Raw genomic sequence first — 14,732 nt, 5'->3', positions numbered from 1 at the left:
TCTGCCCACTGTTTGAGGGGTCGACGCCGTCACAAAGGCGTTCGGGACTAGCACGTTGCTGTAACTTCCCGAGACTGAGCGCGAAGAAAAAGAGGTCAGAATATGCGTACAACCTTGGCAGGGTATCAGGGATTGCTTATCAGTCTCGCACTCTTTCTTGTTTTTGTGGCAAGCCCTGTTCGCGCCTTGGAATCCAATGCGTATCGTTCCGAAGTTCTGACGGCACGTTTGATCGTCGCGGAAGCAGGAATCGCCCCAGGATCGCAGTTCCTTTCGGCGGGTTTGAAGATTGAACTGGAGGAAGGATGGAAAGCGTACTGGCGGTCGCCAGGCGAGGTTGGCCTGCCGCCAGAGATCGATTGGGAGGGGTCCACAAACCTTGAATCCGTCGACATGCTTTGGCCCGCACCCACGCGTTTCCGCGCCTTCGGAATTGAAAATTTCGGCTATGCCAAACAAGTAATATTTCCATTGCAGTTGCGGCTTGCGAACTCTGATAGAGCGGCCGAGCTGAAGGGACTCGTCGATCTGCTGATCTGCTCCAATGTGTGCATTCCGGAAAGGTTTGAATTGACACTCCCTGTGCCATTGGGAACGGGCGTCGATGCGAAAGCCGCGACCGATATCGCGACATGGGCCGCTCGCGTACCTGTTGCAGGGCCAGAAAGTGCAATAGCGGTCTCGGGCGCATCGCTGAAGCAGGATCAGGCATTGGTTGTTCAAATGACGCGGCCTTCTGGCTGGAACAATCCCGATCTTTTTCCAGAGTTTGGTGCAGGCTCTGCATTCGGCGCACCCGACATCCGCCTTACAAGTGATCGCACCGGTCTCTGGGCAAGTATCCCGATTCTCGCGTTAAGCGAGGAACAAACCTCCCTTCGAATTACGGTCGTAGACGAGGATGTCGCGGTTACATTCGATGATGTGAACACTACCGACGTTGTACCTGCGCCACCTTACGCATCCGAGACCAGCCAAGATAGGGGTCAGTTTTTCCCGATTCTCTTGCTGTCCTTCCTGGGAGGGTTGATACTGAACGCAATGCCATGCGTCTTGCCAGTTCTATCGATTAAGTTCGGGTCGGCGCTCCGAATGAAGAATCGCTCCCTTTCACAATTGCGCGCGGGATTTCTCGCTACGGCTGTGGGAACTGTTGCTTTTATGTGGGTGCTGGCCTTGGCGGTCATAGCGCTGCAGACGCTCGGATATGCCGTTGGATGGGGTGTGCAGTTTCAGAATGCATATTTCCTAATTGCACTCATTCTCGTTGTCGGACTCTTTGCGGCAAATTTGTTTGGAGTTTTTGAAATTTCTTTGCCCAGCAGCTGGATGGTTAGGCTATCTGGCCGCTTTGGGCGGGGGTATGCCGAAGACTTCTCCACCGGCGCTCTGGCTGCGATACTTGCAACGCCTTGTTCAGCCCCGTTGCTGGGGACAGCCATTGCCTTCGCCCTTTCTGGCACGACAGGCGATATACTTGCGGTTTTCACAGCGATGGGGATTGGGCTTGCACTGCCATATATTCTGGTTGCCGCTTGGCCTGGTTTCCTGTCTCGACTGCCCAAACCGGGACCCTGGATGATAAGCGTGAAGATCGTTCTCGGATTGCTGCTTGCCGGAACCGTTGCATGGCTATGCTGGGTCTTGATTGGTGTGACGTCGCCAACTCTCACAGGCCTGGTGCTGCTGGGTCTTGGGCTCATCGTACTGGCGGCGAGAGCCTATCAGGTTCAGCCTCGTAACGGTTTGCTGTGGGGAATGACTGCGGTTTTGGGCATGACGTTGGCGGCCCCTGCACTGCTGCCAAAAAGCTCCGATGATGTAACAGCCTCGATCACTTCTTACTGGGTCGAGTTCGACCGGTCCCGGATCGCGCGTGAAGTGTCGCAGGGCAAAACTGTCTTCGTGGACGTTACTGCGGATTGGTGCATCACTTGTAAAGCAAACAAAACCCTGGTCCTGGATCGTGAACCAGTTTTGGGAGCACTTGGCGAGGAAGGCGTGATTGCGATGCGCGCGGATTGGACGCGACCGGACGCGAAAATCCAATCCTATCTCGAGGCGCACGGCAGATACGCAATTCCGCTCAACATCGTCTACGGTCCAGATGCTCCTGAAGGTATCATTTTATCTGAACTACTATCTGCGGATGCCGTTCTCGAAGCACTGTCGGCTGCCAATCTCAGCGCTGTCCGAAAACGATGACATAGTGCCGTTGCATTGCTCAAGGGAGGCAGAACCTACAGTGGTTTAGTTTCAGGTGAAAGGAAAGCTGTTATGTATCTGAGACCACGCGGCCCCAATTTATTTGTTGATCCGATCCAATCGGGCCGTGGCGGCGGCACGCATAGGGTCGGTTTCCGGAAGGCTTTCGGCCAAGGTGCGCGCATTGTCGGCGGCGTTCTGGGCAGCATCAAAGTCACCCAATACACTGTACGCCTCCGCAAGCCGAAGCCATCCTTCAAGATTGTCTTGGTCATCCAACAATCGCGCCGCCAAGCGGTCAACCATGGAGCGGACGAAAGCGCTGCGTTCCTCGACCGACATGTCCTGAGCGGCCTCGATATCGGCCGCACCGGGGCTACGCGCGTCCCGAGAGTCCGGAAAGAAATCAGCTAGGGTGACAGGGCTCTCTCCAACCTGTTCCCCCAATCGGTTGGCGACAGACAGGAAAAGTTCCATCCACGGATAGGCGCGATCCGCTCTCTTGAGGCGCTCGATCAAAAGCGTCCTCGCTTCATCTGGAACCCCGTCCTGTTCGAGGATCCGGGCTCTATAGAAAATTGGGCCTGGATCATCGGGGTCCATCTCCGATGCGCGTTCGATCACGCTTTCCGCTTGCGGCGTCACGATCCCGTTCTCGGCTGCGATCAAGGCCTCGGCATATAGCAATAGGGTTGAGATATCTGCATTGTCGCGGACAGTGACGCGTTCGAATGCATCGGCGGCATCATCGTAACGAGCCATACGCATATAGGTCTGACCGAGCAGAACCCAACCATCACTTGGTCCACCAGACTCGTCTGCTTCAAGCCGGGTTTTTAGTCTCTGGGTCAACTCTGAGAGGTTTGCGGCTTCCTGGGTTTCAGATGCGCGAGACGCCAGAGGCTGGCTTTCGATCTGTGGCGAGCCGATTTGAGAATACAGAGCGAAGGCTACCAATGGCGTGGCAATGGCGGACGCGAAGATGGTGCTTCGCCCACTTGCGCGCGACGATTCACGTGTCGCAAGCCGACCGGCAGCCAGAATGCGGCGTTTGATTTCAACCCTGGCCGCGTCGGCCTCGGTAACGGATATCAGATTCCGCTCTTGATCAGTATCAATTTCGGAAAGCTGATCCTTGAGGATAACCAACGCTCCATCCTTTCTGTTCAGGACTTCACCCGTTCGATAGAGACCGGACAAGAACAGAAGGACAGTGATGGATGCCATCGCGCCTAACACCAACCAAATCATGGGTCTCTCCGTCCTTCATTTTCATGAAAAATGGCTTCGAACTCACGCTCTTCATCGGGGCTCAGTGGATCAGCAGTGCCATCAAGAACGGCCCTGCTTCGGCACCTGATTGTGACAAAGACAACGCCAATCCCAACGGCAAAAAGAACCGCTGGTCCGAACCACAACAGATACGTGGCGGGTTTCAGTCGCGGCCTGAACAGGACGAAGTCACCATATCGATCTACGAAAAACGCAATGATCTCGTCATTTGTTTCACCTGCAATCAGACGTTCGCGCAGCAAGGTGCGCATCGTTCGGGCAACACCCGCATTTGAGCTATCGATATCCTGATTCTGGCAGACAACGCAGCGTAGCTGCTTTGAGAGCTCCCGGGCGCGCGACTCAAGCACCGGATCATCCAGCAACTCATCTGGCTCCACAGCCCATGCCGCGGTTGTTGCGGCAAGCATCAGCACCAGTGAATAGAGCCAACTCTTCATGATTGACCACCTGCTGCGGCCAACGCAGCACGAATTTCATCCTGTGCCTCTGGCGTCACAATGGGACCAACGTAGCGATAGACTACGATACCGTTCGCATCGATCACAAACGTCTCAGGCACCCCCGAAATACCCCATTCGATACCGACCCGGCCCTCGCTGTCTGATCCGATCCTCTCATAGGGGTTGCCAAGCTCCTCCAGCCAGTTTGCGGCATCTGCTGGTTTGTCCATGTAGTTAATCCCCATCAGCCGAACACCGTCCTGTTCAACAAGCCTGGTTAGCACCGCATGCTCAGCACGACAGGGCACGCACCATGAAGCGAATACATTGACCAAAACCGGCTCGCCAATGCTACGAAGGGCTGCGGCCGACAGTCCGGGGGTCTGCGTGCTCTCTACCGGTGGAAGCTCAAAATCCGGAACTGGTTCGGAGACCAAAGCGGAAGGAATTGCGTTAGGATCTCGGTCTGGGTTGAGCCCCCAGAACAAAAATCCACCCAAGACCACTGCGACCAGCGCTGGCATCGCGAGAAGGATTTTCTTCATCATATCATTCCGCCGGTTGAAGCGCTGACGACCGGCTTTTTGGCGACGGCGCACCCACCCGCAATCTGCGGTCCGATAGCGAAAGGGACCCGCCAAGCACCAGCATCGTCGCTCCGATCCATATCCAATTAACCAGTGGTTCGTAGAGAATGCGCAAATTCCACTGGCCCGACGCCTTTTCGGTCGCAGGCTCACTGATGGTGACGTAGAGATCACCTCTGAGCGTTGATCGGATTGCAGATTCGGTTGTGGACGTCCCCGCAACTGGATAGTTTCTGCGCTCCGGACGAAGAAGCGTAATCTCCCGTCCATCTTTCAAGACGCGAAGCTGGCCTTGTTGTGCGATGTAGTTTGGACCACGCAACCGTTCGACACCGTCGAATATTACCTCAAAACCGGCGATTTCCACGGTCGTCCCCGGTTCTGCGAAAAGAACACGTTCTTCCTTCCAGGCTGTGGAACCTACAAACCCAAGCACAAGCATTGCAACGCCAAGATGCGCGAGCGTCATACCGTGCGCAGCGCGCGGCAAGTTCCGCGCGCGACGCAGCGACTGTGAAAGGGGTAAATCAAAGAGCTTGATGCGCAACGCCCATTCGCGCAACGTTGCAACAAAAACCCAGGCTGCAATCCCTATTGAGACCACTGCAAGCAGGGGCCCGTCTGTCTGAAGGTACCAAACGATCCCCGCAACACCAATCGCGATACCAAAAACCAAACGCAGCCGCTGCCAGATACCGGGAAGATCGGCCCGTTTCCAAGACAGGAATGGGCCAATTCCCATGATGATGACTAGCGGCAGCATGAAAGGGATAAACGTCGCGTTGAAATACGGTGGTCCTACAGAGATCTTTTCATCAGTCACCGCTTCCACAAACAACGGATAGAGTGTTCCAAAAAGGACGGTCGCCGTTGCGGTCGCGAGCAGAAGGTTGTTGAGCAAAAGCCCCGCCTCGCGGCTAATCGGCCGAAATACGCCACCCGATCCAAGCTGAGGCGCGCGCCATGCGTAAAGTGTCAGTGAGCCGACAATGGTTACGCCAAGAAGGCCGAGAATGTACACGCCGCGCGCCGGGTCGACCGCGAACGCGTGAACGGATGTCAAAATGCCGGATCGGACGATAAATGTCCCCAGAAGTGACAGTGAAAAGGTCAGGATGGCCAAAAGAATGGTCCAGCTTTTGAACGTGTCCCGCTTTTCCGTGACGATAGCGGAGTGCAGGAGTGCCGTACCCAGCAGCCATGGCATGAAGGATGCGTTTTCCACCGGGTCCCAAAACCACCAGCCGCCCCAGCCAAGTTCGTAATAGGCCCACCAAGAGCCGAGTGCGATCCCCGCAGTGAGGCTGATCCAGGCCGTCAGAGTCCAAGGCCGCACCCAACGCGCCCATGCGGGATCCACCCGACCCTCTATCAGAGCCGCGACCGCGAAGGAGAAGACGATCGAGAAGCCGACATACCCAAAATACAAGAGCGGGGGATGCATCGCCAACCCGATGTCCTGCAGCAGAGGATTAAGGTCTGTGCCATCCAGAGGCGGCGGAAACACCCGCTCGAACGGATTGGATGTAAAGAGCATGAAGCTCAGGAAACCGACGCTGATCCAGGCTTGAACGGATAGAGTTCGCGCTTTGAGACCAACCGGAATGTTTCTGCCCAGCAGCGCGACCCCAGCCCCGAAAAGTACGAGAATAAAGGTCCAGAGAACTAGAGACCCTTCGTGGCTGCCCCAAGTGCCGGCAACCTTGAAGATCATCGGCTTCAGAGAGTGGGAATTTTCAACCACGTTTCGAACCGTGAAATCACTGACAACAAAGGAGCGCATGAGCGCGCCAAACGCAATTGCAACTAACGTCACCTGAAGCACCGCTGTTGTCTTTGCACTTTCCATCCAAAGCACGCGTCCCGTGCTTGCTCCGACAATTGGCAAGATGCTTTGAACAATCGCGACGGCAAGCGCGAGGGTAAGGGCGAATTGTCCGATCTCAGGTGTCATTTTGCGTCCTCCTGAGTAGCGCTTCTGCATCCGAGCCGGACAAGGTTTCCGCATCGGGATAGTTCAGCATGTTCATCGTCCATTCTAGTGAGATCATATCGCGACATTCTCCACTTTCCGCCTGTGTTCGCTTCTGTGAATCGCAACCGAGTTGGGGTTGGGCGGAAAACCGAATGGGATGAAGTTCTTTGCGCGTGCATGCCGTGAGCAGGATCCGACAGTTGATTCGCGTCCTTTGTAGTTCCTGCAGTCGCTGTAGGTTCAAGCGTTATTTTAGACTGATACCTTAAAAAATGACCCATGCTTGCAGTGCATCTGCGTAGCAGCTTTGTATCTGCAGGCCCGGTTTCCGCAGGCGTCGGATTTAGCGGAAATTGCCGTTGCCTTCCCTTGATGGCCACCTGCAGGGTCAGACGAAGCAGCGAAACATTGAGTGACGGCAGGTTTTGAAGCGCTGAATAGAGAGCATTAGCTTCACAGGTGCGTGACGTGCTGCCGCAGGGCAAGAATCACGCTTGAACCTACAGTAGCTAGAGGGTGTAAGCGCTCTGAAAATATAGAATCAAATTCGGGCGGAGCGGCGTGAAGCTTTCAGGTCTTCAGAAAGTGCTATGGGTTTTGGCGGGCGTGGCGGCGCTCGTTTTCATCTGGCTGTTACTGTGGGCGGACTATGGCGCCGATATTACCCAAGCCGAGAATGAACCACCTTTCCTTGCGCAGTTCGAACTGACGGACCATCGCGGCATGGTCCAAACAGACGAAGATTTCGCAGGGCGCTGGATGCTGGTCTTCTTTGGTTTCACCAATTGCCCCGACGTCTGTCCTACAACACTGTCCGAAGTCGCGGCCGTGATGGAGGGCTTGGGCGACGAGGCGGCAAAGGTCCAGCCGATTTTTATAACGATTGATCCGGAGCGGGATACGCCGACAGCACTTGCCGGGTATGTGCCCCTGTTCGACGCAGGGATCATCGGGCTGACCGGCACGCCGGAGCAGATCGCCGCAACATCCGAGACCTTCCCAATTTTCTTTGAGAGGATCGAAGAGGCCAGCGCGCCGGATGGCTATACAATGGGGCACACATCGCACCTGTTCCTTTTTGATCCGCAGGCGGGCTTCGCCGATTCCTGGCCCTACGGCACACCCGCCGAAGAGATCCTTGCGGATCTGAGAGAGAGGATCTGATCGCCATGACCCGACTTTCCGGAGAAACGGCCCTTGTTCTTGCTTGGATCATTGCGCTTATCTCATCGCTTGCCGTGCTCTTTATTGGCGAGGTTCTTGGTCAAACGCCTTGCGTCCTTTGCTGGTTCCAGCGCGCCTTCATGTTCCCCCTGGCTGTCGTTCTTGGGCTCGGGCTGTGGTGGCAAGATCCTCGCGTGGGGCGCTATGGCGTTGCGCTGGCGCTTGGGGGGGCGGCGGTGGCGTTGTATCACATCGGCCTCTATGTCGGGCTGATCCCCGAGGCGATCCAGCCCTGCAAGGCGACCGGCCCCTCTTGTACCGACGACAACCAGGTGGTCTTCGGCATTCCGATTCCGCTGATGGCGCTTGTCGCCTTCACGATGATCGGGGTGCTGTCGGCCATTTCACTGAAGGAAAAACAAACATGAATCGACGCGGTCTCGTTCTATCCGTTCTGGCTGTTGGTGCCGCAGGTTTTGGCGGCGCGGCCTGGTATGCCACCCGCCCCCAACCCATTGCAGAGGCAGTCCCTGTCGCGCCTGAAGTGAACGATGTGCTGATCCGGCCCTATTCCCCGATCCTCGGCCCCGAAACGGCACCTGTCACGATTGTCGAGTTTTTCGATCCAGCTTGCGAGGCCTGCCGCGCCTTCTATCCCGTGGTCAAGGATATCATGACTGAGCACGGTGATGCGGTCCGTGTCGTCATTCGATACACTGCCTTTCACGGGGACGCTTCGGTGGAAGCGATCCGTGTTCTCGAAGCTGCGCGGATGCAGCATGTGTTCGAACCCGTGCTGGAAGCGGTCCTGCGCGAGCAGCCGCGATGGGCGTCCCATGGCACTCCGGCACCGGGTTTGATCCTTGAGATTGCCGCAAGCGGTGGTCTGGATGTCGAAGCTGCTCGGACACAGATGCTGGCCCCCGGTGTCGTGGCCGTGCTCAATCAGGACCGCGCTGATGTCGAAGCGGTTGGCGTTCGACAAACGCCCACGTTCTTCGTCAACGCCAAGCCATTGGACCCGTTTGGTGAGGCAGAACTGCGGCGACTGGTGGCGGCGGAAGTTGCGGCCAGCCAAAGTTGATGCTCGGCCAGATACAGGAGAATTCTTCATGACAAAACTATCTTACATCAACGGTTTGACCCTTGTCTTACTGCTCTCGGGCATGTCGACTCCGGCATTTGCCGGTTCGGAGGATGTGGTCGTCGAAAACGCGTGGTCCCGTGCTTCAATCGGGGTCAACCGCCCTGGTGCCGCCTATATGACTGTGCGCAACACCGGTGAAGACACGGTCACGCTGACCGGGCTTACAACACCACTGGCCGTGATGCCCCAGATCCATGAGACGAAAACCAACGCCGACGGCGTCAGTTCTATGGCGCCTGCTGACGAAATCACGATTGAACCGGGCCAAAGCGTAGCATTGGAACCGGGCGGACTGCACGCCATGCTCATGAAGCTGCAAAACCCGATGATCGAAGGCGAGACCTTCCCACTGACACTGACGTTCTCGGACGGTGGTGAAGTGACTGTTGAGGTCCCAATTCTGGGGATCGCCGCGCGCGGGCCGGAGAGCTGATGCAGCGTCGGCATGTGGTCCAATACGGTGCAGCCGGTGTAGGCGCTGTCGCTCTGATGCTCGGGGTCGGCTGGTGGCGGGTAGACGGTCCCGGCGCACCAAAACCGGCCGGCCAAAGGCCTCTCCCCCTGTCGGCGATGGATTTCCGACTGACCGATCACGAAGGCAATGAAGTGGGCCCAGAAGCCCTGATTGGACGCCCGACCATGGTGTTTTTCGGGTTCACCTACTGCCCGGATGTCTGCCCCACGACGTTATCGGATATCTCAGGTTGGCTTGAAGATCTCGGGGACGACGCCGCGCGGATGAACGTGGTCTTCATCACAGTCGATCCAGAGCGGGACACGGCCGAGGCCATGGCCGAATATGTCGGCTATTTTCATCCGGCCATTCGCGGCTGGACGGGACCGGAAGACCAGATTTCCCGCGCTGTAGAAGCATTTCGTGCCTCGTATGAGCGCGTTCCGACCGAAGGCGGCGACTATACAATGAACCATACGGCAAGCGTATTCCTGTTCGATGCCAAGGGTGAACTCGTCACCATGATTGACTATCACGAGCCAAGAGAATTCGCAGTGCCGAAGATCCGGCGTGCACTGACAGAAGACGTAGAGGGGGCAACATGAATATTAGAATTGTTTTGGCGAGCGCTGTGGTCGCAGGCGCTTTTTCGGTGACCGCCATCGCCATATCTGGCGTTCTTTCCAAAGAGCCAGTGCCTCCTGCGATTGCTGAAGCCACCCTCTGGACTCCCGATCCGCTCTCGATGCCTCAGATCGCCGACTACGATGTGACACCGCCCGCTGCATTTCACGCCGACAATGCTAGCCCAATGCGACCTCTGCCGCTCTTGCAATCCGTCTTCGCAGAAACCGCCTTGCCCGAGATTGAACCGCCTTTGATAACCTGGTCGCGTGAGATCGCGTCGGGCGAGACGCTGGATGCGGTCCTGGCGAACGCGGGTATCGCTGCGCCTGCGCGTGCCGAAATCGCGCTCGCGCTTGGTGCAGAATATGACCTGCGCCGATTGCGCCCGGGCCATGAGATCACTGTGATCTCAAAGGTGGACGGAAATCCGAGCCGCGTGGAACTGGCAGTTGACGATGGGGTGCGGATCGAAACGGTCTTTGGTCAGGAACTTGTCACACGCGTGTTGGAGCCAGACCCTGAAATGGTGACGTTCGCGGGCGAGGCAGTGATCGAAAGCTCTGTCTTCGCGGCATTGGACAAGGCGGGCATCCCTGCTCGCTTTGCGGTCGACATGGCGCAGATGCTGGGCGGCACAGTGGATTTTCGACGCGAACTTTCCGGTGGCGAGACGATGCGTCTTCTTTGGCGCGAAGCGCGCGACGGAAACGAGAGGATCGGTCAGCCCGAACTTGCCTTTGCCGCACTGAATCTTGGTGAAACGGTCTACGAGATCGTCTGGCCGGATGACGGCAGCGGCAAAGCGACGATCTATGTTGATGGAGAGGTCCTGCGTGTCTTTGCCCAACCGGTGGAAGGAGCGCGGCTGAGTTCCGTCTTTGGCCGTCGCACACACCCAGTCTATGGGAATGTGCGCATGCACACCGGCGTCGACTTTGCTGCAGCAAGCGGTACGCCGGTGAAAGCGACGGCGCCCGGACGCGTGAGCTTCATCGGACGTCGCGGTGGATATGGCCGGGTGGTGGAGATAGCGCATGGATCCGACACCCTGACACGATACGCACATCTCAGCGAGGTGCCGGACACACTCGAACAAGGGCAGCGCGTGATGGCCGGAGACATGATCGGTCGCGTCGGTGCGACCGGCACCGCGACCGGCCCCAATCTGCATTATGAGGTTCTTGTCGATGGTCGCCCGACGGATCCTCTCTCAGACGACCGACTGGCAGAGGCGGCCGAGCGGGATGCGGATGACACGGCTGCACTTGAGCGATTGGCTGAGGCACGCACGCTACTGGCCGAGAGGCTCACCAGCGAATTTATGCAAACAACAACCGAAAGGCTTTAATCCATGAAACGACTGGCTCTCGCCCTTGCAGTCACGCTGGCCTTGTTCCCCGCGGCGCAAGCTGTCGCCGATGCGATCCAGATTGATGTCCGGAAGACAAACGGCTGCGGCTGTTGTCTGTCCTGGATGAAGCACCTCGAGGAAAGCGGATTCGCGCCGACAGGCGAGGACATGTTCGGGGGATCTCTTGTGCGCTTCAAACTCGACAATGGCGTGCCTCAGCGCATGGTCTCCTGCCATACGGCTTTGGTCGACGGCTACGTGATCGAAGGACATGTACCGGCATCAGACATTCAGCGTTTGTTGGATGAGCGTCCAGATGCAGTGGGGTTGGCGGTGCCCGGAATGCCCTATGGATCGCCGGGCATGGGACCGGAAGACGATCGTGAGGCTTATGAGGTCTTCCTGATCCGCGGCGATGGATCGACCGAGATCTTTAGCAGTTATTCGGCCGCTGACTGACGTATCGGCGAGACCTCAGCGCTTGGAACCCTTCTCCCCAATTACCCTTGGCTTTCTTGGAAGCCTGGCCGCCGGATCGCTGACCGCGGTCGGGGCGATCCCCGTTCTTTTCGGGCGCATCCCATCCCGGGCTACACGCGATCTGCTACTTGGCTTCGCAGCGGGTGTCATGCTCGCGGCCTCGTTTTTCTCGCTGATCATCCCGGCTCTCGATGCAGCCGAAGGACAGTTCGACAACGGTGCTCTCCCGGCGGCCATCGTTTGTGTTGCGATCCTGCTTGGCATGGGCGCGGTCGCTCTGATGAACGAATGGCTGCCGCATGAGCATTTCAAGACGGGGCGGGAAGGCCCAGACGCTGCTTCGCTGCGCCGCGTCTGGCTCTTCATCATTGCGATCACGATCCACAATTTCCCCGAAGGACTCGCCGTTGGTGTCGGGTTTGGGGCTGACGGTCTGTCTGGTGGCTTGCCGCTTGCGATTGGCATCGGGCTGCAAAACGCTCCCGAGGGTCTCGCCGTAGCGGTCTCATTGCTTGGTGAGGGTTATTCCAGGCGCCGTGCGTGGGGGATTGCCGCCCTGACAGGTCTTGTCGAGCCGGTAGGCGGGCTTCTTGGGGCTGGGATCATCAGCATCTCGCAGCCGCTGTTGCCATGGGGGCTCGCCTTCGCCGCCGGGGCGATGCTCTACGTCATCAGCCACGAAATCATTCCCGAAACCCACCGTTCAGGCCATCAAAACAGGGCGACACTCGGTCTCGCAGCCGGCCTCGTGATCATGTTGTTCCTCGATGTATGGCTGGGAGGATGAGATGAAACTGACCCATTTCCAAGGTTTCATTGCGGCTGGAACTGCTTTTCTTGTCGATCAGGTGACAAAAGCAATTGTCGTCGCCAATGCGGCAGATTTGAGCGCCGGAATTCCGGTCTTTCCCGGTTTCAATCTCATCTACCTGCGCAACGATGGCGTGACATTCGGATTACTTGGTGGCGCGCCATGGTGGAGCCTTACGGCGTTGGCCCTCGCTGTCTGCGGCTGGTTGACCGTCATGTTGGTGCGCACTGCCAACCCGGTTGAGGCTATCGCCTATGGTGCGATTATCGGTGGCGCGCTCGGCAACGTCCTCGACCGCATCCGGTTTCGGAGTGTGACGGACTTCCTCGATTTCTATGTCGGATCCACGCATTGGCCCGCCTTCAACATGGCGGATGTTTTCGTGGTCAGTGGCGTGGGCCTACTGCTCATAGCCCCTTGGTTGAGCGCCAAGTTGAAAACAGGCACATGATGGCGGGCTTGCGACCACTGACGGGTCGTGGCCGTTACATTCCCCTGCGATCAGGGATTAGCTTTGCAGCGGGCGGTTTAACGGTTTTAACCCTTCCACCATTCTCATGGCTCATCGTTGTTCCAGTCGCCTTCTCAGCACTCTTTCTCGTCCTCCGGCAGGTTTCGACAGCGCCTGCCTTCTTCATCGGCTGGGTCTTCGGAATGGGCCAGTTCGGGTTTGGAGTTTCCTGGATCGCCGAGAGCTTTTACGTCGATTCCGAACGTTTCGGTGCCCTTGCGATCCCGGCAGTCGCGGGACTGTCCGCCGGACTGGCCATTTTCCCGGCGATTGCGGCGATGTTATTTGCCACCATCATGCAGCGCCGTGCTGTCGGCGACACTACGGCAGGTCTTCTGCTTGCAACCTGCTGGGTTGCCGCAGAATGGCTGCGTGGTCATGTCCTGACAGGGTTTCCCTGGAACCTTGCCGCTTATGCCCTTGTCGAACACGCCGCTCTGCGCCAACCCGCCGCCTGGGTAGGAAGCTATGGGCTGAGCTTTCTCACGGTCTTTATAGGGCTGTTGCCCGGTGTGTTGATTGTGGCGGCACCAAACAGACGCGTGCCTGTTCTCGTGCTCTTCGCCGTTGTGGTGATGGGCCTCTGGGGTGGCGGCGCGCTGCGTTTAGGGACGAATGTGCCTCCGACGGACAGCGCTTTGCGCATCGTCCAAGGCAATGTGCCGCAAGTCGAGAAGTGGGCACCGGGCAGCCGCGAGCGAACGCTGGAGAAATATTTGGGCTTGTCGGCGCAACCTGGACGCTTCGACCTGTTGCTGTGGCCGGAAACGGCCTTTCCCGGTTTTCTGGACGAGGACGCCTTGGCGCGTAGGCGGCTATCCACGGTTCTGCCAGACGGCAGGATCCTTTTGACAGGCGTGCCTGACCGCGTAGAGGGCGATGGGGGAACCCGATATTTCAACACGGTTCAAGCCTATGACGGCAGCGGCGAAATTCTGACGGGATATGCAAAACATCATCTTGTTCCGTTCGGGGAATATGTGCCCCTGAGAGGCTGGCTGCCGATCGAGCGGCTGACCGAAGGTTTGGGTGATTTCACGCCAGGACCAGGGCCACGCACGCTGGCGATCCCGGGTGCGCCTCTGGTCGCGGTGGCGATCTGTTACGAAATCATTTTTCCGGGCCAGGTAGTCGATGACCTTTTTCGCCCCGACTGGATTTTCAACGCCACAAATGATGCCTGGTTCGGGACCAGCATCGGACCCGAGCAGCACCTCGCCTCCGCGCGCATGCGCGCGGTCGAAGAAGGGCTTCCTGTAGTCCGGGCGGCCAACACCGGGATTTCCGCGATCATCGACGCCAAGGGAGAGATCATCGCGCGCCTCGAGACCGGACAAACTGGAGTCATAGATGCCAGCCTGCCGACAGCGCTTGCGCCCACACCTTACGCACGTTTCGGTGATTGGACATCGCTGGCGCTCATCTGTGCGGTCTGGGCTCTAGCCTTTACCGTCGGATTGGTCAGACGACGTTTCAATTCAGAAAAATCAAAATCGGAGGAATCGTGATGCTGGTGCTCGCAGGCTTTGTCGGAGGGGCGCTCTGGGGTGGCTATCTGGCGCAACGGCGGAAAGGGAACCGCCTGGATATACTTCAATACGCGACAAGCTTCGGTATTGCTTTCGGCCTGCTCGCTTTTTTCGCCTCGGTGATCCTCTTGCGCATCACGTCTTGAGATTACTTT

16 protein-coding genes are annotated in these 14,732 nt (G+C 57.6%); 12 read left to right on the top strand and 4 right to left on the bottom strand.

The genetic code is table 11. The features are described from left to right. Nucleotides 1–102 precede the first annotated feature (102 nt). The gene (locus ROH8110_RS12525; protein WP_037240126.1) at nt 103–2,205 is read left to right on the top strand and encodes a protein-disulfide reductase DsbD family protein; all 2,103 of its coding nucleotides are present in this window, start codon (nt 103–105) and stop codon (nt 2,203–2,205) included. Between the two features lie 99 nt (nt 2,206–2,304). Here the strand turns inward: ROH8110_RS12525 and ccmI are convergent, their stop codons facing one another. The 4 genes from ccmI to ROH8110_RS12505 are packed head-to-tail and all read right to left on the bottom strand — an operon-like array spanning nt 2,305 to nt 6,482. Next, nucleotides 2,305–3,456, bottom strand: a complete 1,152-nt coding sequence (gene ccmI, locus ROH8110_RS12520; protein WP_027263709.1) for a c-type cytochrome biogenesis protein CcmI — start codon at nt 3,454–3,456, stop codon at nt 2,305–2,307. Further along, on the bottom strand, nt 3,453–3,938 hold the full coding sequence (locus tag ROH8110_RS12515; RefSeq protein ID WP_037240132.1) for a cytochrome c-type biogenesis protein: 486 nt from the start codon (nt 3,936–3,938) through the stop codon (nt 3,453–3,455). The genes ccmI and ROH8110_RS12515 overlap by 4 nt, the downstream gene beginning before the upstream one ends. Beyond that, nucleotides 3,935–4,486, bottom strand: coding sequence for a DsbE family thiol:disulfide interchange protein (locus tag ROH8110_RS12510; protein WP_027263707.1), 552 nt, complete (start codon nt 4,484–4,486; stop codon nt 3,935–3,937). Before ROH8110_RS12510 ends, ROH8110_RS12515 begins: the two co-directional genes overlap by 4 nt. A 4-nt stretch (nt 4,487–4,490) precedes the next feature. Then, nucleotides 4,491–6,482 (bottom strand): heme lyase CcmF/NrfE family subunit, encoded by a 1,992-nt coding sequence (locus ROH8110_RS12505; protein ID WP_008282980.1) that lies wholly within the window; start codon nt 6,480–6,482, stop codon nt 4,491–4,493. Between the two features lie 618 nt (nt 6,483–7,100). Between ROH8110_RS12505 and ROH8110_RS12500 the strand changes: the two genes are divergently transcribed. The 11 genes from ROH8110_RS12500 to ROH8110_RS18710 are packed head-to-tail and all read left to right on the top strand — an operon-like array spanning nt 7,101 to nt 14,723. After that, nucleotides 7,101–7,667, top strand: coding sequence for an SCO family protein (locus ROH8110_RS12500; RefSeq protein ID WP_027263706.1), 567 nt, complete (start codon nt 7,101–7,103; stop codon nt 7,665–7,667). Nucleotides 7,668–7,672: 5 nt separating this feature from the next. Next, nucleotides 7,673–8,095, top strand: coding sequence for a disulfide bond formation protein B (locus tag ROH8110_RS12495; protein ID WP_037239850.1), 423 nt, complete (start codon nt 7,673–7,675; stop codon nt 8,093–8,095). Beyond that, nucleotides 8,092–8,751: a DsbA family protein gene (locus tag ROH8110_RS12490; protein WP_008282983.1), complete on the top strand. Its 660-nt coding sequence runs from the start codon at nt 8,092–8,094 to the stop codon at nt 8,749–8,751. The genes ROH8110_RS12495 and ROH8110_RS12490 overlap by 4 nt, the downstream gene beginning before the upstream one ends. A 28-nt stretch (nt 8,752–8,779) precedes the next feature. Further along, on the top strand, nt 8,780–9,247 hold the full coding sequence (locus ROH8110_RS12485) for a copper chaperone PCu(A)C (RefSeq protein ID WP_008282825.1): 468 nt from the start codon (nt 8,780–8,782) through the stop codon (nt 9,245–9,247). Further along, on the top strand, nt 9,247–9,873 hold the full coding sequence (locus ROH8110_RS12480; protein ID WP_037275514.1) for an SCO family protein: 627 nt from the start codon (nt 9,247–9,249) through the stop codon (nt 9,871–9,873). Before ROH8110_RS12485 ends, ROH8110_RS12480 begins: the two co-directional genes overlap by 1 nt. Continuing rightward, nucleotides 9,870–11,243, top strand: a complete 1,374-nt coding sequence (locus tag ROH8110_RS12475) for a M23 family metallopeptidase (protein WP_085818096.1) — start codon at nt 9,870–9,872, stop codon at nt 11,241–11,243. Before ROH8110_RS12480 ends, ROH8110_RS12475 begins: the two co-directional genes overlap by 4 nt. Before the next feature lie 3 nt (nt 11,244–11,246). Then, on the top strand, nt 11,247–11,705 hold the full coding sequence (locus ROH8110_RS12470) for a DUF411 domain-containing protein (RefSeq protein ID WP_008282828.1): 459 nt from the start codon (nt 11,247–11,249) through the stop codon (nt 11,703–11,705). A 22-nt stretch (nt 11,706–11,727) separates the two neighbouring features. Then, the gene (locus ROH8110_RS12465; protein ID WP_008282829.1) at nt 11,728–12,513 is read left to right on the top strand and encodes a ZIP family metal transporter; all 786 of its coding nucleotides are present in this window, start codon (nt 11,728–11,730) and stop codon (nt 12,511–12,513) included. Continuing rightward, the gene (lspA, locus tag ROH8110_RS12460) at nt 12,494–12,988 is read left to right on the top strand and encodes a signal peptidase II (RefSeq protein ID WP_008282830.1); all 495 of its coding nucleotides are present in this window, start codon (nt 12,494–12,496) and stop codon (nt 12,986–12,988) included. Before ROH8110_RS12465 ends, lspA begins: the two co-directional genes overlap by 20 nt. Continuing rightward, entirely contained in the window at nt 12,985–14,556 is a 1,572-nt protein-coding gene (gene lnt, locus ROH8110_RS12455) for an apolipoprotein N-acyltransferase (RefSeq protein WP_050775788.1), read from the top strand. Before lspA ends, lnt begins: the two co-directional genes overlap by 4 nt. Continuing rightward, complete coding sequence (locus tag ROH8110_RS18710; protein WP_008282832.1) at nt 14,556–14,723, top strand: hypothetical protein; 168 nt, start codon at nt 14,556–14,558, stop codon at nt 14,721–14,723. The genes lnt and ROH8110_RS18710 overlap by 1 nt, the downstream gene beginning before the upstream one ends. The last annotated feature ends 9 nt before the right edge of the window (nt 14,724–14,732 follow it).

This window comes from Roseovarius halotolerans (assembly GCF_900172255.1).
Classification (GTDB): domain Bacteria; phylum Pseudomonadota; class Alphaproteobacteria; order Rhodobacterales; family Rhodobacteraceae; genus Roseovarius; species Roseovarius halotolerans.
This window is presented reverse-complemented; position numbering and strand designations above follow the sequence as displayed.

Bases quoted from the DNA above. Each gene is read 5' to 3' on its own strand.
- ROH8110_RS12525 (WP_037240126.1), top strand. From the start codon at position 103: ATGCGTACAACCTTGGCAGGGTATCAGGGATTGCTTATCAGTCTCGCA.
- lspA (WP_008282830.1), top strand. From the start codon at position 12,494: ATGTATGGCTGGGAGGATGAGATGAAACTGACCCATTTCCAAGGTTTC.
- ROH8110_RS12505 (WP_008282980.1), bottom strand. From the start codon at position 6,482: ATGACACCTGAGATCGGACAATTCGCCCTTACCCTCGCGCTTGCCGTC.
- ROH8110_RS12510 (WP_027263707.1), bottom strand. From the start codon at position 4,486: ATGAAGAAAATCCTTCTCGCGATGCCAGCGCTGGTCGCAGTGGTCTTG.
- ROH8110_RS12480 (WP_037275514.1), top strand. From the start codon at position 9,247: ATGCAGCGTCGGCATGTGGTCCAATACGGTGCAGCCGGTGTAGGCGCT.
- ROH8110_RS18710 (WP_008282832.1), top strand. From the start codon at position 14,556: ATGCTGGTGCTCGCAGGCTTTGTCGGAGGGGCGCTCTGGGGTGGCTAT.
- lnt (WP_050775788.1), top strand. From the start codon at position 12,985: ATGATGGCGGGCTTGCGACCACTGACGGGTCGTGGCCGTTACATTCCC.
- ROH8110_RS12495 (WP_037239850.1), top strand. From the start codon at position 7,673: ATGACCCGACTTTCCGGAGAAACGGCCCTTGTTCTTGCTTGGATCATT.
- ROH8110_RS12490 (WP_008282983.1), top strand. From the start codon at position 8,092: ATGAATCGACGCGGTCTCGTTCTATCCGTTCTGGCTGTTGGTGCCGCA.
- ROH8110_RS12470 (WP_008282828.1), top strand. From the start codon at position 11,247: ATGAAACGACTGGCTCTCGCCCTTGCAGTCACGCTGGCCTTGTTCCCC.
- ROH8110_RS12485 (WP_008282825.1), top strand. From the start codon at position 8,780: ATGACAAAACTATCTTACATCAACGGTTTGACCCTTGTCTTACTGCTC.
- ROH8110_RS12475 (WP_085818096.1), top strand. From the start codon at position 9,870: ATGAATATTAGAATTGTTTTGGCGAGCGCTGTGGTCGCAGGCGCTTTT.
- ROH8110_RS12515 (WP_037240132.1), bottom strand. From the start codon at position 3,938: ATGAAGAGTTGGCTCTATTCACTGGTGCTGATGCTTGCCGCAACAACC.
- ccmI (WP_027263709.1), bottom strand. From the start codon at position 3,456: ATGATTTGGTTGGTGTTAGGCGCGATGGCATCCATCACTGTCCTTCTG.